This is a genomic window from Streptomyces sp. E-08 (genome assembly GCF_049913095.1).
In the GTDB taxonomy this organism is placed as follows: domain Bacteria; phylum Actinomycetota; class Actinomycetes; order Streptomycetales; family Streptomycetaceae; genus Streptomyces.
The window spans coordinates 3,905,625-3,926,585 of the sequence record NZ_CP183971.1; the positions used below are offsets into that span (position 1 = coordinate 3,905,625).

Sequence of the window (20,961 nt, forward strand, 5' to 3'; positions counted from 1 at the left end):
GGGCCCCCGCGGGGCGGCGTCCACGTGACCGGGCGGGCCTGTCGGCGCCGGGCCCCCGCGGGGCGGCGTCCACATGACCGGGCGCGCCCCTCGGGACCCCCGTCGTGGACGCCCGCCCCCGGTCCCTACGGCAGGTGGGGGCGGTGGGGGTGGAGGCCGGCCCGGTCGGCTGCTGTCGCGCCGTTCGTCCAGCCCGCCTCGTCCCACGCCGCCCGCACCCGTGTCGTCCGGGTCTCCGGGAAGAGTTCGTCCGTCCGCGCGCCCACCGCCACCTCCCGGGAGGCCAGGGCGGGCAGCAGCGTGGGCGCCTCGGCCGCCACCCGGCGGGACGTCGCCGAGAGCCGGGCGCCCAGCCGGTTCGCGTACGCGAGGAGGAAGGACTGCCGGAAGGACTTCGTGCGCTTCCGGCCGCCCGCCCGCTGCTCCGCCTCCGCCCGCGTCATCGCCGCCGTCCCCTGGACGAGCAGCGAGGTGTACAGCAGCTCCACCGGGTCCAGGTCCGCCTCGAAGCCGACGACCGTCGAGAAGCCGTACGCCTCGTTCCACACCGCCCGGCAGTGGTTCGCCGTCGCCACCGCGTCGAGCAGGATCGCCTTCGCCTGCTCGTACGGCGGCTCGACGCCGATCCGGATCGCGCCCGGCGTCTCCGGGCTGGGCGCGCCCGCCGCGAGCGTGGCCTCGTCCAGGCTGTGCCGGGCCATCAGCTCCTGCGCCTTGGCGGTCAGCGCCTCCGCCTCCTCCGGGTAGCCCGTCGCCTCCGCCTTCGCGAGCAGCGCCCTGATCCGGGTCAGCATCCGGGGCTCGCCCGCGGCCGCCGGCGGCAGGGCCTCCCCGGGGACGGGGCCGACCGCGTCGAGGCGCGGCAGGCGGACGAGCAGCCGGTACAGCTCCAGGACGGCCGTCGCCCGCGAGAAGCGGTCCGCCGGGCGGGCGGCGTCCGCGTCCAGGTCGTCGATCTGTGCCTGCCAGCGGTGCGGGAGCCGCCCGTACCCGGCCGTCTCCGTCCTGATCAGCCCGGCCAGGAGCCGTACGGGCTCGTCCGACAGCTCGCGCCGGGCCGTGCGCACCAGGTCCGCCGGCTGCCAGCCGCGCGTCCACAGCGTCCGCACGAACTCCTCGCCGCGCCGGACCAGTTCCGCGTCCGCGCCCGGGGAGGCGGCCAGCAGGGAGGCCGCAGTGTCGAGGGAGCCGTCGTCGCTCGCGTACAGCGCCTCGAAGGCCTTCTCGATGATGGTGCTCACGCCGTACCCCTCGCGTCCCATTCCTCGCGCGACCGGGCGATCACCGCGCGGTGGTCGAGCGACCAGTCGACCAGCTGCCTGATCAGCCGGGTCATGCTGTGCCCGGTCTCCGTCAGCGCGTACTCCACCTGCGGCGGGGTCGTCGGGTACACCGTCCTCGACACGAGCCCGTCCCGTTCGAGGCGGCGCAGCGTCAGGGTCAGCATCCGCTGCGAGATCCCGGTGACGAGCCTCTGGAGCTCCCTGAACCTCCTCGGCCCGGCGGCGAGTTCGACGACGACGTGCACCGTCCACTTGTCACCGAGCCGGTCCTGGACGTCCCGCACGCCGCAGTCCTCGGCACAGCTGACCAAGGGCTCGGTGGTTACCTCCGTGTGCCCCTCTGACATCAATGTGCCTCCTTCCGCACTCCTGACCGTCCGGTCACGATGGTCTCAGCCGTCACCACCCCAGGGGGAATCCATGCTGCTCGTCACCGGCGTCTCCGGCGCCCTCGGCTCTCTCGTCGCCGCACGGCTCGCCGGCCGCGACGACGTCGTCCTCGGCACCCGCGCCGGGCTTCCCGGCACCCGCCGCCTCGACTTCGACGCTCCGGAGACCCTCCCCGGGGCCTTCGCCGGGGCGGACACCCTGCTCCTCGTATCCGCCGGGTACGGGGAGGACGACGTGGTCGTCGCCCGCCACGAGGCGGCGATCTCCGCCGCCGAGGCCGCCGGCGTCCGGCACGTCGTCTACACGAGCCTGTCCGGCGACGGCGACCACCTCGCGTACGCGCTCGCGCACCGCTGGACCGAGCGGCGGCTCCGGCGGTCCACGACGCTCGACTGGACGATCCTCCGCAACGGCCTCTACGCCGAGTTCCTCACCTGGATCGCCGCCCCCGACGCCGAGCACCGCGTCACCGGCCCCCTCGGCACGGGCCGGCTCGCCGCCGTCGCCCGCGAGGACCTCGCCGACGTCGCCGTCGCCGTGGCCACGGACCCGGCCGCCCACCGGAACCGGGTGTACGAGCTCGTCGGCGAGCGCGCCCTCGGCGGCGCCGACCTGGCGGCGGCCCTCGGTGCCGCGTACGCCCCCGGCACGCTCGCGGAGGCCCGTGCCGCGATCGCCGCGTCCGGCGCCGTGCCGTTCCAGGTGCCGATGCTGGCGAGCACGTACTCGGCGATCGCCCACGGCTTCCTCGACGGTACGGGCGTCGAGCGCAACGACCTGCGGGCGCTGCTCGGCGGACGCGAACCCCGCGACGCGCTGGACGTGTTCGTGAAGGCGGTACGGGAGGGCTGAGCCGAGCCCGGGGGTAGGGCCAGGCCCACCACCGGGACGCCCGGTGGTGGTCGTGATCGGGGCCGGACGAGACGGTTCGCTTGGAACATGACCCCGAACGCCGCGGTACGACTCCGCCGCCTCACCCGCCACCACCGCGACGTCCGCGCCCTCGACGGCGTCGACCTCGACTTCCGCACCGGGACCTTCACCGCCGTCATGGGGCCGTCCGGCTCCGGCAAGTCCACGCTCCTCCAGTGCGCCGCCGGTCTCGACCGGCCCACCGCCGGGACCGTGGAGGTCGGCGGGACCGCCCTGGAGGGGCTGAGCGAGCGGCGCCTCACGCTGCTGCGGCGGGACCGGATCGGCTTCGTCTTCCAGTCCTTCAACCTGCTGCCCTCCCTGACCGCCGCGCAGAACGTGGCCCTGCCGCTCCGGCTCGCCGGCCGCCGCCCGTCCCGTACGGAGGTACGGGAGGCACTCGCGCGCGTGGGGCTCGCCGGCCGGGAACGGCACCGGCCCGGGGAGCTGTCCGGCGGCCAGCAGCAACGGGTCGCCATCGCCCGGGCGTTGATCACCCGGCCGGCCGTCCTCTTCGGCGACGAGCCGACCGGCGCGCTCGACTCGACGACGAGCCGCGAGGTCCTCGGCATGCTGCGGGAGCTCGTCGACCGCGACGGCCAGACGATCGTCATGGTCACCCACGACCCGGTGGCGGCGTCCCGCGCGGACCGCGTGGTCTTCCTGGTCGACGGAAGGGTCGCGGGCGAACTGACGGGCCCGACGGTGGAGACGGTCACGGCGCGGATGACCTCCCTGGAGACGGTCACGGCGCGGGCGACCTCCCCGGAGACGGTCACGGCGCGGGCGACCTCCCCGGAGACGGTCACGGCGCGGATGACCTCCGTGGAGACGGCGGACGTCCCCGTGGGGGGTGCGGCGTGCTGACCGTCGTGCTCTCCGGGCTCCGTGACCGCTGGGCTTCCTTCCTCGGCGGGTTCGTCGCCCTCGCGCTCGGCGTCGGGCTGCTCGCCACCATGGGGCTCGGCCTCTCCGCCACTTTTCACGCGCCCGAGCGTTCACCCCAGCGGTTCGCCTCCTCGCCCGTCGTCGTCCAGGGCCGGGACCGGCTGACACTGGACGTGCGGCGCGGGCCCGAGACCGTGCCCGTGGAGCAGCGGCTCGACCGTCCACAGCCTGTGGACAAAGAACTGGTCCGCGAGCTCCGCGCCCGCTGGACGGTCACCGCCGCCGGCGGCCCCGACGCCCTCGGCGTCGACGCCCCCGCCGCCGAGGTACGGGCGCTCGTCGGCGACCGCGCCCAGGTCCTCACCGGCGACGAGCGCGTCCGGGCCGACCCCGACCCCGAGCGGGACACCCGCGCCCTCGTCACCCTCAACGCCCTCCTCGGCACCTCCGGCGGCGTCACCGCCTTCGTCTCCGTCTTCGTCGTCGCCTCCACCTTCGCCTTCGCCGTCGCGCTGCGCCGGCGCGAGTTCGGACTCCTCCGCACCGCCGGCGCCACCCCCGGCCAGATCCGGCGGCTCCTGTTCACCGAGGCCGCGGTGCTCGGCGTGCTCGCCTCCGCCGCCGGGTGCGCGCTCGGCGCCCTCGGCGCGCCCCTCCTCGCCCGGACCCTCGTCGACGGCGGCCTCGCGCCCGCGTGGTTCACGATCGGCGGCCCCTCCTGGCCCTTCCACGCCGCCTTCTGGACGGGGGTGACGGTCGCCCTCGCCGGGGCCGTCGCCGCGTCCCGGCGGGCCGGGAAGGTCGGCCCGACGGCCGCGCTGCGCGAGGCGGACGTCGACGCCGACGTCCTCCCCCTCGGGCGGGCCGTCGTCGGTGCGGGCCTGGTCCTGGCCGGCCTCGGGCTCCTCGCCTGGACCTGCGCCACGGACCCCTCCGCGCTGCTCAAGCGGAAGACGTACACGACCCTCCCGATGCTCCTGATCACCGGCGCCGCACTGCTCTCGCCGCTCCTCGTCCGGCCGGCGGCCCGGCTGCTGCGGGCGCGCGGGGCGGTGGGGACGCTCGTACGGGAGAACAGCGCGGCCGCCGTCCGCCGCACCGCCGCCGTCGCCGCGCCCGTCCTCGTGACCGTGGCGCTCGCCGGGACGCTGTTCGGCTCGGCGACGAGCGTCACGCGCGCGAAGGAGGCGGAGGCGCGGGAACAGACGACGGCTCAGTACGTGGTGAGCGGCGCGGACTTGAGGCCTCCGGCCGCCGCACCGGCCGGAGCCGTCCTCTCCCCGACCGGGGCGACCTCCGTCTTCGTACGGGACGGCGACGAGGCCGTCGTGAAGTACGGCGGGCGGGCGGTCGCCGACCCGGCCGCCTTCGCGGAGCTCGCCCGGCTGCCGGTGACGGCGGGGGACCTGCGGGACCTGGACGACCGGTCGATCGTCGTGAACGAGGAGTTCGAACGGCGTGTGGGCGAGACCGTCGAGGTGTGGCGGGCGGACGGGAGCGGTCCGGTACGGCTCAGGGTCGCGGCCGTCCTCGCGCTCGGGACCGGCGACAACGGGCCGTACGTCACCCGCGCGAACGCACCGGGCGCCACCCTCGACCGGATCGACGCGCGCGGGGGCGGGGCGGCGACGGTACGGGCCCTGGAGGCGAGCGGGGGGACGGCTCCCGCGCGCGCGGTCGGCTTCAACCGGGAGGCCCGCCTGGGCATGGTCCTGGTCCTGGGCATCGCCCTCGTCTACACGGTGATCGGCCTCGCCAACACCCTGCTGATGGCGACCTCGGTGCGGGGCGGGGAACTGGCCTCGCTGCGGCTCGCCGGGGCCACCCGGACCCAGATCCTGCGGGTCGTGACGGGCGAGGCGACGCTGGCCGTCGCGATCGGGACGGCACTGGGACTGGCGGTGACGGCGGTGGTCCTGGGCACGCTGGGCGCGGGCCTGGCGGCCCTGTCGGCGCCGGTGACCCTGGCCCTGCCGTGGGGAACGGTCGGCGCCGCGGCCGGGGTGTGCGGGGCGGTCGCGGTCGCCGCGTCGGCGGTCCCCGCGTGGCGGCTCACGCGGTGACCGGCGATGGTGGGACAACGGGGCGGTGACCGGGGTCGGAGCCGGGTCACCGCCCCGCCCCTGCGGGCCATGGGACCGTACGGGCCCGCCGGCGCGGGCCGCGAGGCGGCGTGGCCAGCCCTGTGCGGGCCCTGATCCTGTGCGGGCCCTGATCCCGTGCGGGAAGCGCGGAGTGGCCCGGCCCTGCCCTTGCGGGACCCGGAGAGGCGTCGGCCCACCCCCGTGGGACCGGCACCGCTCCCCGCCCCGCCCCGCCCGCCGGACGCCTGCGCCCCGCCCGCGTGGACCCGCGGCCCGCGGGCCGAGGGCCCGGGCGCCGGAGGTTCGGGAGGGTCAGGGCCTGTCGGCGGCGCGCCAGTCCGGGGCCAGGATCGACCAGATCTCCTCGTCGTGGCGTGCGCCCCGGTACAGGTAGCTCCCCCGCAGGACCCCGTCCCGTGTCATCCCCAGCCGCCGGGCCACCGCGATGCTGGGCCCGTTGTCCGAGGAGACCACCCACTCCACCCGGTGGATCCCCCGCACCTCGACCGCCCAGTCGATCAGCGCCCGTGCCGCCCGGGTCACCAGGCCCTTGCCGACGCCCGCCGGTTCCAGCCAGCAGCCCGCCTCGGCCGTGCCGTCGGCGGCGTCGAACCTGCGGAGGATCACCGCGCCGACGAGCGTGCCGTCGGACCAGATGCCGTGGATGCGTCCGGAGTCGGCCGCCGCCCTCTCCGCGTACGCCCGCAGGAAGGCGCGGCTCGACTCCAGGTCGGTCACGACGTCGGGGAGCCCGTTGCGGGCGCCGATGAACTCCCGGCCCCGGTCCATGTGCGCGAGGAACTCCTCGGCCTGCCACGGTTCGAGCGGGCGCAGCTCCGCGCCGTCGTCGCCCAGGGACATCGCGTACATCGGCATCGCCTTCCTACGTCATGGCACTACGGGATCAGGACGATCTTGCCCCGTACATGACCCGACTCGCTGGACTCCTGCGCCCGGGCCGCCTCCTTCAGCGGCAGGGTCTCGGCCAGGCGCACCGTGAGCGCGCCCTCCGCGGCCTGGCGGGCCTGGGCGGTGAGCCCGCGCCGCACCGCGTCCGGCTCGCCCGTGACGCCCGAGAACACGATGCCGTGCTCCGCCGCGTCCGTCGCCGCGATCGTCACGATCCGCTCCTTCGCCGCGTCGCCGCCACCGAGCAGTTCGACGGCGACCGGCAGCACGCCGTGCCCGGCCGCGTCGAAGACCGCGTCGACGCCCTGCGGGGCGGCGGCCCGGACCCGGTCGGCCAGCCCGTCCCCGTAGACGACGGGGATCGCGCCGAGCTCCCGCAGATACGCGTGGTTGGACTCCGAGGCGCTGCCGATCACCGTGATCCCGGCCGCGACCGCGAGTTGCACGGCCACCGAGCCGACGACGCCCGCCGCGCCGTGCAGGAACAGCGTCTCGCCCTGCTTCACCCGGAGCAGGTCCAGGACGCGCTGCGCGGTCTCGCCGGCCACGGGGAGGGCGGCGGCCGCCTCCCAGGAGAGCCCGGCGGGCTTGGGGGCGACGGTCCCGGCGATGGCGTACTCGGCGTAGGCGCCGGTCTTCGTCCAGCCGAGGACCTCATCGCCGACGGCCAGGTCGGTGACGCCCTCGCCGAGCGCGTCGACGGTGCCGGCGAACTCCAGGCCGGGGACGGCGGGGAAGGTCGTCGGGTAGAACTCCTCGACCCAGCCGTAACGCCGCTTCCAGTCCACCGGGTTGACCCCGACCGCCGCCACCTTGACCCGGACCTCGCCGGGGCCGGGCTCCGGCTTCTCGACGCCGGACTCGTGGCGCAGCACCTCGGGGCCGCCGAACTCCTCGTACACGATCGCTTCCATCTCAGCCTCCGCTGCTGCCCGTTCGATCTTCGATGCCCCAAGCCTGCGCCCCCGCCGCCCCTTCCCCCGCCCTCCCAACGGCCAGTCCCACCTGGCCGAAAGACGGGCCGCCACCTGGCCGCCCCTGACTAGGCTGAGCCGCATGGACGCGCTCACCCTGACCACCGCGTACGAGATCATCCGGCAGCCGCTCGGGGAGATCCTCCCCAAGGTCTCGGCCGCCCTCGAACCGCTGGTCCCGCACGTGGACGCGGCCGAACTGTCCACGCACTGCGCCCACTCCCCCTTCAAGACGCTCGGCGGTACGGAGCTGATGACCGCCGCCGAACTGACCCCGCTGCTCGCGGCGGGCGTCCCCGGCGCGCCCTGGCAGGGGCGCGCGACGATCGGCGGCCGGGAGCGCGAGGTCGTCGCCGTCACCAGTCACGCGACCCGGCGCGGAGCGGTCCTCGTGCTCGTACGGGAGGACGGCGCCGCCCCGGCCGACGCGGCCGCGCTCACCGCGGCGCAGGCGCTGTGGGACCTGGTCACCGGCCACTTCGAACGCTTCGCGACGGAAGCGGTGCCGGGCGCGCTGGCCCGTTCGCGGGCCGCGGCCGACACACGCGCCCGCGTGATCGCCGAACTCACCGCCTCGCACGCGGCGGCGCTGTCCGGGGTCCTCGGGGTGCTGCGCAGCCGGGCCCTCGACGACACGACAGCCCGGACGACCGCGACCGACCTGGCCGCGTCCGCGCTGATCGAATGGCGGGCCGAGCAGCGGCGGGACCGGGCGCTCGCGGAGGAACCCGCGGAGGACGCGTTCGAGCGGCTGGCCGGCGAACTGCGGCCGATGCTGAGGCACAGCAAGGTCCGGCTCGACCTGGGCGCGCCCGACTCGACGCGCTCCCTCGCGGCCGACGTCGCCCACAGCGCGCGGGCCATCGTCCGGTCGCTGCTCCTCATCGTCCTGGAGCAGGAGTCCGTACACCGGGTCCACGTCGGATGGCAGCTGACCGAACACGAACTGCGCGCCTCCGTACGCGACGACGGCGCGGGCGCCCTCGCCCCCTGCGACCTCGGCGCCGGCACGATCCGGGACCGGCTCGACGTCCTCGGCGGCCGGCTCGACATGGACCCGGTCCCGGGCTGGGGCACGACGATCACGGCCGTCATCCCGCTGGCGACCCCGGAGGCCCCGGTCGAGGCCGCCCATCCGCTGACCGGGCTCGGCGAACGGGAGGTGGAGGTGCTGCGGCACCTGGCGCTCGGGCACCGGAACCGGCGGATCGCGGAACAGCTGCACATCAGCGAGTCGACGGTGAAGTTCCACGTGGCGAACATCCTGAACAAGCTGGGCGTCGATTCGCGGGGCGAGGCGGCGGCCCTCTTCCACGCGGCGGCGTAGCCCGCCGCTGCGGGCCGCGCCCCCGCTGCGGGCCCCCGCCCGCCGCCGTGTGGGCATGCGCCCCGCAGGGCGGAACGCCTGCCCACCACCAGGTGGGTGCGGGCGCGTCGTGCGGCGCTGTCAGTGGTGGGTGCCAGACTCGCACCCGTGAGCGAGAGGTGGGCGCTGGGCGTCGAGGCCGAAGGGGACGGAGCACTGCTCGTGCCCCTCGGTCCGGACGGGCTGCCCGCCGGCCCGGTGCGGCGCGAGCCGGACCTCGTGGCGGCCGTGCGGGCACGGCCCGAGGTGGCCCGCTGGGTGTGGCGGTCGACGGCCGAGGTCTATCCGCGGCTCCTCTCCGCCGGCGTGCGCGTCGAGCGGTGCTACGACGTCGAGGACGCCGAGCAGCTCCTCCTCGGGCACGAGGGCCGGCTCGGCGAGCCGCGTTCGGCGGCGGCCGCCCTGGCGCGCCTGCGGAACGCGCCCGTGCCGCCCGACCCGCCGCAGCGGGCCGCCGAGCCCGGCTCACAGGACTCGCTCTTCGAGCCGCGTCCCACCGTCTCCGTGCCGTTCGACGGGCTCCTCGCGGTCTACGCGGAGCAGCTGCGCCGCCACGACCGGGCGGAGCACCCGGGCAGGATGCGGCTGCTCACGGCCGCCGAGTCGGCGGGGATGCTGGTGGCCGCCGAGATGCACCGGGCCGGGCTGCCGTGGCGGGCGGACGTCCACCGGGACCTGCTGAACGAGCTGCTCGGCGAGCGGTACGCGGGCGGCGGCGAGCCCCGCCGCCTGGCGGAGCTCGCCGACGAGGTGTCGGCGGCGTTCGGCCGCCGGGTCCGCCCGGACCTGCCCGCCGACGTGGTGAAGGCCTTCACGCAGGCCGGGATCCGGGTCCGGTCCACGCGCCGCTGGGAGCTCGCGGAGATCGACCACCCGGCCGTGGAGCCGCTCATCGCCTACAAGAAGCTGTACCGGATCTGGACGGCGCACGGCTGGTCCTGGCTGGCCGACTGGGTGCGGGACGGCCGCTTCCGCCCGGAGTACCTGCCCGGGGGCACGGTCAGCGGGCGCTGGACGACCAACGGCGGCGGCGCCCTGCAGATCCCGAAGGTGATCCGGCGGGCGGTGGTCGCCGACGAGGGCTGGCGCCTCGTGGTGGCCGACGCCGACCAGATGGAGCCGCGCGTCCTCGCCGCGATCTCCCGCGACCCGGGCCTGATGGAGGTCGCGGGACATCCCGACGACCTCTACACCCGCCTGTCCGACCGTGCCTTCTCCGGCGACCGCGACCACGCCAAGCTCGCCCTGCTCGGCGCGATCTACGGGCAGACCAGCGGCGACGGCCTGAAGAACCTGGCGGCGCTGCGCCGCCGGTTCCCGCTCGCGGTGGCCTATGTCGACGAGGCGGCGAAGGCGGGCGAGGAGGGCCGGCTCGTACGGACCTGGCTGGGCCGGACCAGTCCGCGGGCGGTCGGCTCGGGCGAGGACGACGAGGCGGGCCTGCCGCAGGAGGCCGACGCGCCGGAGCCGGAGAGCGGCGAGTTCGTCCCCGGGTACGCCTCGGGGAACGCGCGGGCCCGCGGCCGCTTCACCCGCAACTTCGTCGTGCAGGGCAGCGCCGCCGACTGGGCGCTGCTGATGCTGGCGGCGCTGCGCCGCTCCCTCTCGGGGATGCGGGCGGAGCTGGTGTTCTTCCAGCACGACGAGGTGATCGTGCACTGTCCGGCGGCGGAGTCCGAGGCGGTGACGGAGGCGATCCGGGCGGCCGGAGACGAGGCCGGGCGGATCGCGTTCGGGGAGACGCCGGTCCGGTTCCCGTTCACGACGGCGACGGTCGAGCGGTACGCGGACGCGAAGTAGCCGGCCGGTGGTCCTGACGCGAAGGAGCCGGTGGTACGGAGCTCCCCGTACCACCGGCGGTCTTCGGTGGCCTCTCGTCGCCGCTTACTTCAGCGGCAGCTTCTGCCACTTCGGGCTCAGTGCCAGCGCCTTCAGCTGCTCCATCGTCAGCGCGGGCTCGGCACGCGTGGCGGCCTCGTACTGGGCGCCCGTGTTGAAGGCGGAGACGGCGACCCGGAAGCCCTGCGGGGTCAGCGTGTCGACGCTCCACCAGACGACGCCTTCACCGCCCTTCTCGCCGGGCTGCTGAGTGGAGCGGACCTTGGTGCCGTCGGGCAGGGTGACGACGCCGTCGCGGGTGAACAGCTCGGCGACGGCCTTCCCCCCGGTGGGCTGGACGTCGACCCCGACCATGCTCTTGCCCTTGCCGTCGTCCACGACGACGTAGCCGTGGCCGTCCCCGCCGCCGTGGGACACCACGGTGGCGCCCTTCGGCAGGAGGGAGCGCAGGGTGGCCTGGACGGCGGCGGCGCTGGGCGCGGGGGCCGACTCGACCGTGCCGGGGATGGGCTTGCCGCCCGGTTCCGCGCCGAGCCGCTTGAGCAGTGGCCGCCACGCCTCGGCGGTGACCAGGGTCTTCAGCTGGGAGGCGCTGAAGGGCGGGTTGTCGCGGGTGATCGCGGCGCCCTTCTCGGCGGGGGCGTTGTACTCGCTCGCGTCGACGAGGAAGCCGTCCTTGGTGAGCAGGACCGCCCGCCAGTTCTTGGTCTCCTCTCGCCCGTCGGAGTACACGTACCCCTGGATGACCATGAGCCGGTCACCGCCGGGCAGCCGCTCGCCGGCGCACCTGTCGTAGCGGACGAGCGCCTTGTCGGGGCAGGTGACCTGGTCCTTGCCGGCCTCCCCGGTGGAGCCCGCCCGGAAGAGGCCGACGCTGACGCCCGCCTTGCCCTTCCCGTCGTCGTAGACGCCGGTGGCCGACCGGCCCTCGCCGTCCAGGCCGTCGAACTGCCACTGGCCGGCCGGGGTGTGGGCCTTGAGGACCGCGGCGATGTCCTTGACGGGGACGCCCCCGTCGGGCCGCTGCTCCTTCGCGTTCCCGGTGCCGTTCGCCTGCCCGGGCCGCGGGGGCGCCGCCACGGACGCGCTCGTCGACTCCCCGCCGGGGCCGAGCACCGAGCCGCCGTACACGCCGCCGATGCCGACGGCGGCGAGCGCGAGGACGCCGCCGGTCACGGCGAGGCGGCGGCGCACCAGGCGGCGCCGGCCGCGCTGGAGCCCGCCCGCGACCAGCTCGCGCCGGCCGTCGGCGGAGAAGCCGTCGCCGGCGGTGCGCAGGATCGCGCCGAGGTCCTCCTCGAAGCGCTCGTGCGGCGCTCCGTCGTACTGGGGTCCTTCGTTCTGGGACATGCCGAGATCACCGTCTCCGGTCCGTAGGGAAGTCAGGGAAGTCAGGGAAGTCAGGGAGGTCAGGGAAAGGGGACGTGCGTGTGGTCAGCGGGTGGCGAACTCGGCGACGCTGCCGCCCAGTCGTTCCCGCAGCTTCGCGAGCGCCCGCACCGACCGGGTGCGGACGGCGGCGGAGCTGACGTGCAGGGCGTCGGCGGTCTCCTCGATGCTGCGGTCCTCCCAGTACCGCAGCACCACGACCGCCCGGTCCTTCGGCGCGAGGCCGGCCAGCGCGTCGAGCAGCGCGATCCTCAGGGCCGGGTCCTCGCCGTGCTCGGGGGCCCGGTCGGGCAGTTCGCCGAGCGGTCGCTCGGTGGCCGAGCGGCGCCTCCGGTGGCTGAGGAACGTGCGGACGAGCACGGTCTGGGCGTACGCGGCGGGGTTCCCGATCCGGGCCATCCGGCCCCAGTGGGCGTACATCCGGCCGAGGGTCTCCTGCGTGAGGTCCTCGGCGAGATGGGTGTCGCCGCTGGTCAGCAGGCACGCCGAGCGGAACAGGTGCCCCGTTCGTGCGGAGGCGAACTCCAGGAACTCGTCCGCGCGGGACTTTCTCATGCCCCTCCTTCCCTCGCGGTCACATGGCGTGGTCGCCGTACACCTCATTGACGCGACGGGGGCGCGGAAATGTTTCAGACGGATTCACGGAATCGGAGAGGATTCCCGCCCGACGTATCCGAATAAGCGGAATCGGGTAATCCTGAAGGTATGAACACTCTCAGCGCAGCACAGAACCTGGCCGCTGGGGTTTGGCAGTCAGGTCTGGCCCAGGTCGTCGGCGGACTCGTCGTCGTCTTCGTACTCATCGGCGCCGTCATACTCGGCTTCCGGCTCAGCGACCGCGAGTCCCGGACCCCGAAGCCGGAGGAGCAGCCGCACCGGCCCGACACCGGGGCACTGCCCGGCGAGACGTCCGAGTACCGCAGGCCGGCCGAGATGCCGCAGACCGACGGCGAGCACCGGCTCATGCCCTACCAGCTCAAGGAATCCGGTACGGAGACCTCACCCGATCCGCCGACCGAGGAGAAGCGCAAGTGGGGCGGCATCTCCAGCGGCGGCTTCGGCAGCGGAGGCACCGGGCACGGCGACTGACCCTCTCCGCCCTCGGCCCTCCTCCGCCCGCCTGACGCGCGGACACAGCAGAGCCCAGCCGGTGACGGCTGGGCTCAGTCCGGCGGGTCACCTCACGGTCACCGGCCCGGAAGGGGTTCGTGCACCCCCCGGCCCGCGCGCGAGGCGATGTGGGCGGGCGGGGCGTAGTCCGCGGGGAGGACCGGATCCGTGACCGGTTCGCCGAACGTGGTCACCACCGGCAGCACCCCCGCCCACAGGCCGAGCGCCGCGTCCTCGGACTCGCCGTCGTCCGGCGGGCCGTCGGCGGTCTTCACCGAGGCCTCGGTCAGGTCGAGCGCGAGCAGCGCGGTCGCGGCCAGCTCCTTGCGGCTCGGCTGCCGCACGTACTCCCACTGCCCCGGAGAGCTCTGCTCGGTCAGGGCCCGCAGGCCGCGGAGCTTCTCCTCCGGGTCGGTGACGATCTCGGGGACGCCGTAGACCATCGCGCAGCGGTAGTTGACCCCGTGCTCGAAGACGGACCGGGCGAGGACGAGGCCGTCGACGTGCGTGACCGTGACGCACACGGTCGTGTCGGGGGCCTGGACCAGACTGCGGCTGGCGACCGAACCGTGCAGGTAGAGCCGGTCGCCGTCCACCCCGTACGCGGTGGGCACCACCATCGTCGTGCCGTCGACGGTGACGCCGAGGTGGCAGAGGAAGCCGGCGGCGAGCACGGCGTCCAGGTCCGCCCGCCGGTGGCTGCCCTTGTGACGCATCCGGCGCAGCCGGGTCCGCTCGGTGACGGCCAGCTCGTCGCCGAGCTCGGTGGTGGTGGTGCAGCTCATGATGACCTCTCGTCGCGTGCGGGTGTACGTGTTGTACGGGGGATCAGCCCGTCACCGCCACCGGCGCCCGCCTGTCGGAACGGCGGCTCGCCACCAGGGAGTCGCAGATCTCGCCGGCCCGGACGGCGGCCATCGACAGCAGGTTGGCCGTGATGCCGTGCGAGTGCTCGGTGCCGCCCATCAGGTAGATCCCCGCCTCCACCTCGGGCGCGGTCTCCACCCGGTAGTCGCGGCGCACCCGCAGCCGGCCGTCCTCGTCGCGCTCGCAGGCGGCGTCGAGCTCGCCGAGCAGCCGGCCCGGGTCGGGCTCGGAGTAGCCGGTGGCGTAGACGACGGCGTCCGCGTCCATCGTCTCCGTCTCCCCGGTGGCGAGGTTCCGCACCTGGACGCGCACGCCGTCGGGCCCCTCCTCGACCCCGGTGAGCCGGGTGACGCCGAGGATCCGCAGCCGCTGCTCGCCGCGGACCTTCTCCTGGTACGAGCGGCGGTAGAGCTCCTCGATGAGGTCCATGTCGACGACGCCGTAGTTGGTGTTGCGGTGGTAGTCCATGAGCGTGCGTCGGACGGCCGGCTCGGCCCCGTGGTAGAGGTCGACGGCCTCCGGGTCGAAGATCCGGTTCGCGTACGGGCTGTCGTCGGCCGGGCTGTAGCCGTAGCGGGTGTGGACGGCGACGACCTCGGCTCCCTCGAACTCCCGGTGCAGGTGGTCGGCGATCTCGGCGGCGCTCTGGCCGGCCCCGGCGACGACGAAGCGGCGCGGGTTCCCGGTGGGGAGCGCGGCGAGCCGGTGCAGGAACTCGCTGCTGTGCCAGAGGCGTTCGGAGGACGTGACGCCGTCGGGGAGCCGGGGCACGAGACCCGTACCGATGACCAGGTTCCGCGCCCGGTAGGTGACGGCCTCGCCCTCGCCGGCGGCGGCGACGTCGACCTCGACGACGGGACCGGAGGGCTCCGCCGTCCCCGCCGGCCGGATGGCGGTGACTTCGAGCCCGTAACGGACCATGTGGTCCACGCCGTTGGCGGCCCACTGGAGGTAGTCGTGGAACTCCTCGCGGGTCGGGAACAGCATCTTGTGGTTGATGAAGTCGACCAGCCGGCCCCGGTCGTGGAGGTACGGGACGAAGCCGAAGCGGCTGCGCGGATTGCGCAGCGTGGCCAGGTCCTTCAGGAACGAGACCTGCATGGTGGCGTCCGGCAGGAGCATGCCCCGGTGCCAGCCGAAGTTCGGCTGCTTCTCCAGGAAGACGGCCGTGAGCCGCTCGTCGGGCGCGGCCTGCTCGTTGTACTCCTCGATGGCGATCGCGAGGGCGAGGTTGGCGGGCCCGAAGCCGACACCGACGATGTCGTAGACGGGAGTGGTCTCGGTCATGGCGAAGTGCCTTTCGGTGCGGAGGGGTTCAGGAGGTGCGGGTGCGGGCGGCGACGGCCGCGCAGCCGGCGGCGAGGACCAGGGCGAGCAGCAGCCCCGTACCGGCGAAGGAGAGGAAGACGGCCGCGATCAGCAGCGTCACGACGGCCGTCGCGCGCAGGGCGCGACCGGTGCCGCGCGCCCGCAGGGCGGCCGCGGCGGCGGCCACGTACAGCAGCAGGAACGCGCTGCTGGTGACGACCAGGACCAGCTCCTCACCGGTGCCGGTGAGGGTCAGGGTGCCGAGGACGGCCGCGTAGGCAAGGGCCAGGGCCACGGTCGCGGACAGCGGGCGGTCGGCCAGGACGCGCGGCAGGATCCGCTCCCGGGCGGCGGCCCGGACGACGCGGGTGGCGCCGAGCACCCAGGCGTTGGTGGCGACCACCGCGAGCCCGAGGGCCAGGAGATCGCCGGCGATCGCGCCGCCGTCGCCGAGCGAGGCGCCGAGGAGGGCGGTGATGACGACGGGCTCGTCGCCGGGGACCGCCAGGTAGGCGGCCGTCACCGCCGCGTAGAGCAGCCCGACGATGGGCACCGCCCAGCGGATCGCACGGCGGTAGCTGCGGGCCGGGTCGTCGACCTGCTCGGCGAGCGTGGAGACGTTCTCCCAGCCGAGGAAGGAGAAGAAGGCGGTGACGACGGCGATGCCGACACCGCCCCAGCCGTGGGTGAGGAACGGGGTGTACGCGCCCGCGTCGAACCGCGGCACCGCGAGCACCACGGCACCGCCGAGGCCCAGCAGCAGCACGACCAGGGCCGCGGCCTGCACACGGGCGCCGGCCGTCAGTCCCAGCAGCGTGAACGCGGCGGACAGCGCCATGAACCCGATCGCGATCGGGTACACCGGGCCGTCGGGCTGTCCCAGCAGGCCCAGGAGACAGCGGGCGGAGACGATGCCCATCACCGGGTTCCCGATGACGTACGTGGCGACGAGCAGCAGCGCCGCCGCGCGGCCCGGGCGGCGCCCGAACCCGGCCTCCACCATCGCGGCGAGACCGGACGCGTCGGGGCGCCAGGCCGACATCTCCGCGAAGAAACGGGCGAAGGGGTACGAGCTGAGGGCGAGCGCCAGCCACGCGAGGATCGCGGCGGGGCCGGCCTGCCGCTCGGTCAGACCCGGCACCAGAAGGATGCCGGTCCCGACGAGGCTGCTCACGTAGAACACGACGAGCGCGCGCACGCCGAGGCCGACGCGTCGTGGTGCGGCGTCGGGCCGCTGCAGAAGATCGGTCATGGGTGTCACCTCCGGTGGTGAGAGTCGTGGGGCGGCGCCCACCGCCGTGGTGGGCAGGCGTTCCGCGAGGGGCGCCGGCTCAAGGGCCCGCCAGGACGTCCAGCGCCTCCGTCGCCGCGAGTTCCGCCGCCGCCGGCGCCGTCTTGAAGCCCGCACCCGACCACCCCGTCGCGAGGACGATCCGGCTGTCGGACCGTTCGCGGCCGAGGTGCGGGCGGGAATGGGGCGTGTAGAGGTCGACGCCCTGGCGCCCGCCGAGGAAGCGGGTCGCGGGGTCGGCGAGCCAGGGCCACCGCGCGGCCGCCCCCTCGCGGATGTACGCCACGTGCGCGTCCGTCAGCGTGGGCTCGCCGCCCGGGACCACGTCCCACTCGTCGACGGGCCGCCCGGCCATGTAGCCGCCTGCGGCCTCCCCGCTGAGCTGGGGCCGGCCCCAGACGCCGCTCACCATGTCGACGACGGTCGGCAGTCCGGCCGTTGCGGGGTGGTGGAAGAAGCCGTACCGGATGCTCTTGGTGCGTCCGGCGCCCGCGCCGCTCAGCCGGTGTCCGCCGATCTCCCCGGTGCCGCCGCCCGCGGCGAGGACGACGGCGCGGGCCTCGACGGGCCCGCCCGGTTCGAGGAGGACGCGGACCCGGTCGGCCCCGGGCGGGGCGTCGAGCTCCCGGACCCGGGCGGGCAGCAGACGGGCCCCGTGGGCGAGGGCGCGGTCGCGGTAGACCCTCGCGGTGCGGGGCGGGTCGGCGTATCCGGCCTCGGGTTCCCAGACGGCGGCGGTGACGCCGTCGACGGAGAGTCCGGGGAAGCGGGACCCGAGCACTCCGGGGTCCAGCAACTCGGCGGGCACTCCGGCGCCGTTGAGCTCGGCGACGCCCTTCTCGGCCTGTTCCAGGTCGGCGTCGCCGCAGAGGACGAGCGATCCGGTGGTCATGAAGCCGTACGGTCCCGGTGCGAGCGCGGCGGGCCCCCAGGCGAGGTGGTGGCTGCGGAGGGCGAGCCCCCGCAGGTACGGGTCGGCCTCGAAGGACCGGACGAGCCCGCCGGACCAGGCGGTGGCGTGGTCCTGGCGCCCGTCCATGGGGGCGACGAGGGCGACCCGTGCGCCGTGGCGGGCGAGGGCGGAGGCGGTGGCGGATCCGACGACTCCGGCGCCGACGACGATGACGTCGTAGGCGCGCCCGTGACGCCCGGCGGTACGGATGGGGGGCGGCGCGGCGGCCCCGGTCACCGTCGGCACCGGCACGAAGTCCCAGCCCACGCTCCCCGGCTCGGGTTCGCCGAGCGCCGTGAACCCCCGGTCGGCGTGCGCCCGTACGGCGGCGAGGAGGGTGCGGCCGGTGCGCTCCGGGTCCTCGGAGAGCGCGGCGGTGGCCGCCGCGAAGGCCGCGTCCACGTGGGCCTCGGGCCCGCCGCGCATCCGGGCCACGGACGCGCCGCCGGCCGCCGGGTCGCCGAGCAGGTCCGCGAACTCGTCCACCGCGCAGTCGTCGGTGAACCAGAACGCGCCCCGGAACCCCGCCGCCCGCCACTCCCGGCCGACCCGCGCGGCCCCGACGTGGGTCCCGCAGACGACGAGCGCCGTGAGCGCGGAGAGCGCGGCGACGTCGCCGGGCCCGTCGAGCACGGCCACGCCCGCGGCCTCCCCGGTCAGGACGGCCGGTACGGGCACGGCGCCCGTCGCGGGCCCGCTCCCGTCGGAGACCACGGCGCCCGACGGGAGGGCGGGCCGCGGGGCCGTCGGGGCGTCCCGTACGAGCAGCGCGAGCCGCTCCCCGTACGCGCTGCCGTCGTGCGTGACGGCGACCCGGGTGTGTCCCGCGTCCCGTACGGCACCGAGGAGGTCGACCGCCTGGGCCCGGTCGTCCGGGCACCACCGCAGGAGCGTGCCCGCGCCGTCGGCGAGGAGGCCGGGCGTGGTGGCCAGCGGGAGCAGGACGGGGAGCCCGGCCGCCCGGTAGACGGGGAGGGCGGCCGCGGCTCCGGCGCTGTTGAAGTGCCCGACGACGAGCGCGTGCCGGCCCTCGGCGACGACCGCCCCGGCGATCTGCCGGGCCGTCTCGACCTCGCCCCGGTCGTCGTACAGTTCCCAGTTCACGGCCGTCCCGTACCGCTCGGCCGCCCGCTCCAGGTGCTCGCCCCAGGCGGCCCGGGGCCCGGAGAAGGGCCCGACGACGGCACCGCGCGGCAGGACCGCCGTCTCAGGCACCGAAGACCGCCCCGGGCGGGGCCGCCACCGGTGTCCCGGGGGCGAGCGGGGCGAGGGCCGTCGCGTCGACCCGGCGCGGTTCCGGCGCGAGGCCGAGGAGGGCGGCGAGGCGGGCGGAGCCGTACGGCAGGGCGGGCGCGGCCCAGGCGGACAGGGCGGCGGCGACGGCGAGCTGGGCGGAGAGCGCGGAGCGGTAGGCGCAGGCGCCGTCCGGGCGCTCGCCCTCGAAGCCGTTCACGTACCCGAAGTCCTCGGCGAGGCACACCACTTCGTCGAGCAGCGCGATCGCGCGCCGTGCGTCGTACCCCTCGATGCCGTAGGCCTCGCGGAGCTGTCCGACGGTCTCCGTGAGCCGGCCGCGCAGCCGCTCCCAGGCAGGGCCCTGCGGCGCCTCGGCGGGGGCGGCGCCACCGGACTCGGCGACGGCGGTGAGCAGCCGGCCGAGCCAGCCGTCCCAGCGCTCGGCGAGCCGCTCCCGGCTGACGGCGAGGGCGGCCGGACCGAAGCTGGTCTGGCGGCCGTTGGGGCGGTCGGACAGGACGTGGTAGCGCAGGACGTCCGCGCTCGTCCGGGCGAGTTCCTCGTGCGCCCAGATGGCGTGGCGCCGGCTGGTGGAGAACTTGAGCCCTTCGAGCCGGTAGAACTCGTTGACGACGAAGGCCCGGGGCAGTGCGATCTCGGGGTCGTACGCCCGGAAGGCGGCCGGGAACAGCAGGGCGTGGAAGTAGCCGTTGTCGAAGCCGAAGAACTGGACGGGCGCGGGCGCCGGTCCGGTCCCTCCGGCGCCGGCCCACTCCAGGAGGTAGCCCGGGGCCATCTCGAACCAGACGTAGATCCGCTGGTCGGTGAAGCCCGCGACGGGCACCGGAACGCCCCACTCGGAGGGGTGGCTGACGGCGATCTCGGGGAGGCCTTCGGCCCGCATCCGCTCGCAGAGGGAACGCAGGTGCGGCGGCATGTCGACCTGGTCCCAGAAGGCGCCGAGCTGCTCCTCCCAGGGTGCGAGGGGGAAGTAGAGCCGCTCGCAGTCGCGGAGTTCGGGGGTGGCGCCGCAGCCGGTGCAGACGGGGTCGGTCAGGTCGGCGCAGTCGTTGGGGCGGCCGCAGGGCTCGCAGGCGTTGCCGTTGGAGCCGGAGCCGCAGTGCGGGCAGTCGCCCTTGAGGTAGGCCTCGTACAGCCAGCGCTCGCAGCCGGTGCAGTAGGGCAGCGGTCGCGTACGGGCGACGATGTGCCCGGCGTCGTACAGGCGGCTGAAGAAGTCCTGGACGGCGGAGTGGTAGCCGGCGTCGCGGCGCGGGCGGACGATCGCGTCGAAGTCGGCACCGGCCTGCCGCCACACGGACTCGATGGAGGCGCCGTAGCCGTCGGCGACCTCGTCGCCCTTGCGGCCGCCGTCGTGGAGACCGCGGACGGGGACGTAGCTCTGGTGGTCGTCGAGGCCGGTCGTGTAGCGGACCGGACCGGTGCCTTCGGCGGCGAGGAAGCGGCGCAGGACGTCACCGGCGAGGTAGGGCCCGGCGAGGTGGCCGATGTGGAGGTCGCCGTTGGGGGTGGGCGGGGTGGCGGTGATCCAGTGGGTGACCGTCGTGTCGCTGACGTTGTCGCTCACGCGGCGACCTCCTCGTTCTCGGTACGGATGGCGGGCTCGCGCAGCGGCCAGTAGAGGGAGACCCAGCTCAGTTCGGTGTCGCCGGTGTTGTGGACGACGTGCTCCTGGTTCCTGGGCAGCACGACGACGTCGCCCGCGCGGAACGGCGGCTCCAGCACCCCGTCGAGGGTCACGCTTCCGGCGCCGGAGAGGATGATCATGACCTCGTCCTGGTTGTGGCAGTCGGGGTCGGAGTCCCCGCCGGGGGTCAGGAAGCAGGCCATCGCCCCGACGGGCGGCTCGGCGTCCCCGCCGGGCCACGGGACGAGCCGCTGGCAGGCGAGCCCGAACTCCTCGGTGGCGGCACTGCGGTCGATGCGGAAGCGGCGGTCGGACATGGGGGCGGCTCCGGGGTGGGGGCTCGGGTCGGGATCGGCAGGGGGGTGGGGGCTGGGGCTCGTCCCCCGGTCGGCATGAGAGCCGGGGCCCGGGGCCAGGTCGCGGTACGGGGTCGGGGCGAGGGCCGGTTCCCCGGGCGGCAGGATCGGCGAGGTGAAGGGCATACGGGTCTCCTGGAACGGCGGGCGGGCGAGGAG

18 protein-coding genes are annotated in these 20,961 nt (G+C 75.3%); 6 read left to right on the forward strand and 12 right to left on the reverse strand.

Features of this window, described 5'->3' with window-relative positions:
* Positions 1-125 precede the first annotated feature (125 nt).
* Both ACN9MM_RS17810 and ACN9MM_RS17815 read right to left on the reverse strand, forming a co-directional pair.
* Positions 126-1,262, reverse strand: coding sequence for a DUF2786 domain-containing protein (locus ACN9MM_RS17810; protein WP_426364541.1), 1,137 nt, complete (start codon positions 1,260-1,262; stop codon positions 126-128).
* The gene (locus ACN9MM_RS17815; protein ID WP_426364542.1) at positions 1,238-1,630 is read right to left on the reverse strand and encodes a winged helix-turn-helix transcriptional regulator; all 393 of its coding nucleotides are present in this window, start codon (positions 1,628-1,630) and stop codon (positions 1,238-1,240) included. Before ACN9MM_RS17815 ends, ACN9MM_RS17810 begins: the two co-directional genes overlap by 25 nt.
* A 73-nt stretch (positions 1,631-1,703) precedes the next feature.
* Between ACN9MM_RS17815 and ACN9MM_RS17820 the strand changes: the two genes are divergently transcribed.
* From ACN9MM_RS17820 to ACN9MM_RS17830, 3 genes are all read left to right on the forward strand, one after another.
* Entirely contained in the window at positions 1,704-2,525 is an 822-nt protein-coding gene (locus ACN9MM_RS17820; protein WP_426364543.1) for an NAD(P)H-binding protein, read from the forward strand.
* Positions 2,526-2,612: 87 nt separating this feature from the next.
* Positions 2,613-3,452, forward strand: a complete 840-nt coding sequence (locus tag ACN9MM_RS17825) for an ABC transporter ATP-binding protein (RefSeq protein WP_426364544.1) — start codon at positions 2,613-2,615, stop codon at positions 3,450-3,452.
* Positions 3,446-5,536: an FtsX-like permease family protein gene (locus tag ACN9MM_RS17830; RefSeq protein WP_426364545.1), complete on the forward strand. Its 2,091-nt coding sequence runs from the start codon at positions 3,446-3,448 to the stop codon at positions 5,534-5,536. The genes ACN9MM_RS17825 and ACN9MM_RS17830 overlap by 7 nt, the downstream gene beginning before the upstream one ends.
* A gap of 333 nt (positions 5,537-5,869) precedes the next feature.
* Here the strand turns inward: ACN9MM_RS17830 and ACN9MM_RS17835 are convergent, their stop codons facing one another.
* Together ACN9MM_RS17835 and ACN9MM_RS17840 are read right to left on the reverse strand one after the other, a co-directional pair.
* On the reverse strand, positions 5,870-6,427 hold the full coding sequence (locus ACN9MM_RS17835; protein ID WP_426364546.1) for a GNAT family N-acetyltransferase: 558 nt from the start codon (positions 6,425-6,427) through the stop codon (positions 5,870-5,872).
* A 26-nt stretch (positions 6,428-6,453) separates the two neighbouring features.
* Positions 6,454-7,380 carry an NADP-dependent oxidoreductase gene (locus tag ACN9MM_RS17840; protein ID WP_426364547.1) on the reverse strand — a complete coding sequence of 309 codons (927 nt, stop codon included), beginning with the start codon at positions 7,378-7,380 and terminating at the stop codon, positions 6,454-6,456.
* A 142-nt stretch (positions 7,381-7,522) separates the two neighbouring features.
* On the opposite strand from ACN9MM_RS17840, the gene ACN9MM_RS17845 reads away from it, so the two are divergent.
* A complete protein-coding gene (locus tag ACN9MM_RS17845) occupies positions 7,523-8,767 on the forward strand; it encodes a LuxR C-terminal-related transcriptional regulator (RefSeq protein WP_426364548.1) in 1,245 nt (414 codons plus the stop codon).
* 147 nt (positions 8,768-8,914) lie between these two features.
* On the forward strand, positions 8,915-10,606 hold the full coding sequence (locus ACN9MM_RS17850) for a bifunctional 3'-5' exonuclease/DNA polymerase (protein ID WP_426364549.1): 1,692 nt from the start codon (positions 8,915-8,917) through the stop codon (positions 10,604-10,606).
* 84 nt (positions 10,607-10,690) lie between these two features.
* Here the strand turns inward: ACN9MM_RS17850 and ACN9MM_RS17855 are convergent, their stop codons facing one another.
* The gene (locus ACN9MM_RS17855) at positions 10,691-11,995 is read right to left on the reverse strand and encodes a hypothetical protein (RefSeq protein WP_426364550.1); all 1,305 of its coding nucleotides are present in this window, start codon (positions 11,993-11,995) and stop codon (positions 10,691-10,693) included.
* Between the two features lie 84 nt (positions 11,996-12,079).
* Positions 12,080-12,589 (reverse strand): SigE family RNA polymerase sigma factor, encoded by a 510-nt coding sequence (locus ACN9MM_RS17860; protein ID WP_329854736.1) that lies wholly within the window; start codon positions 12,587-12,589, stop codon positions 12,080-12,082.
* Between the two features lie 150 nt (positions 12,590-12,739).
* Between ACN9MM_RS17860 and ACN9MM_RS17865 the strand changes: the two genes are divergently transcribed.
* On the forward strand, positions 12,740-13,123 hold the full coding sequence (locus tag ACN9MM_RS17865) for a DUF6479 family protein (protein ID WP_426364551.1): 384 nt from the start codon (positions 12,740-12,742) through the stop codon (positions 13,121-13,123).
* 98 nt (positions 13,124-13,221) lie between these two features.
* Here the strand turns inward: ACN9MM_RS17865 and ACN9MM_RS17870 are convergent, their stop codons facing one another.
* The 6 genes from ACN9MM_RS17870 to ACN9MM_RS17895 form a co-directional block, all read right to left on the reverse strand.
* Positions 13,222-13,929 (reverse strand): pyridoxamine 5'-phosphate oxidase family protein, encoded by a 708-nt coding sequence (locus ACN9MM_RS17870; RefSeq protein ID WP_426364552.1) that lies wholly within the window; start codon positions 13,927-13,929, stop codon positions 13,222-13,224.
* Positions 13,930-13,972: 43 nt separating this feature from the next.
* On the reverse strand, positions 13,973-15,298 hold the full coding sequence (locus tag ACN9MM_RS17875) for a lysine N(6)-hydroxylase/L-ornithine N(5)-oxygenase family protein (protein WP_426364553.1): 1,326 nt from the start codon (positions 15,296-15,298) through the stop codon (positions 13,973-13,975).
* A 28-nt stretch (positions 15,299-15,326) separates the two neighbouring features.
* Positions 15,327-16,571 (reverse strand): APC family permease, encoded by a 1,245-nt coding sequence (locus tag ACN9MM_RS17880; protein WP_426364554.1) that lies wholly within the window; start codon positions 16,569-16,571, stop codon positions 15,327-15,329.
* Between the two features lie 79 nt (positions 16,572-16,650).
* Positions 16,651-18,777 carry an FAD-dependent oxidoreductase gene (locus tag ACN9MM_RS17885; RefSeq protein ID WP_426364555.1) on the reverse strand — a complete coding sequence of 709 codons (2,127 nt, stop codon included), beginning with the start codon at positions 18,775-18,777 and terminating at the stop codon, positions 16,651-16,653.
* Entirely contained in the window at positions 18,770-20,386 is a 1,617-nt protein-coding gene (locus ACN9MM_RS17890) for a class I tRNA ligase family protein (RefSeq protein WP_426364556.1), read from the reverse strand. The genes ACN9MM_RS17885 and ACN9MM_RS17890 overlap by 8 nt, the downstream gene beginning before the upstream one ends.
* Positions 20,383-20,928 carry a cupin domain-containing protein gene (locus ACN9MM_RS17895; RefSeq protein ID WP_426364557.1) on the reverse strand — a complete coding sequence of 182 codons (546 nt, stop codon included), beginning with the start codon at positions 20,926-20,928 and terminating at the stop codon, positions 20,383-20,385. The genes ACN9MM_RS17890 and ACN9MM_RS17895 overlap by 4 nt, the downstream gene beginning before the upstream one ends.
* Between the last annotated feature and the right edge of the window lie 33 nt (positions 20,929-20,961).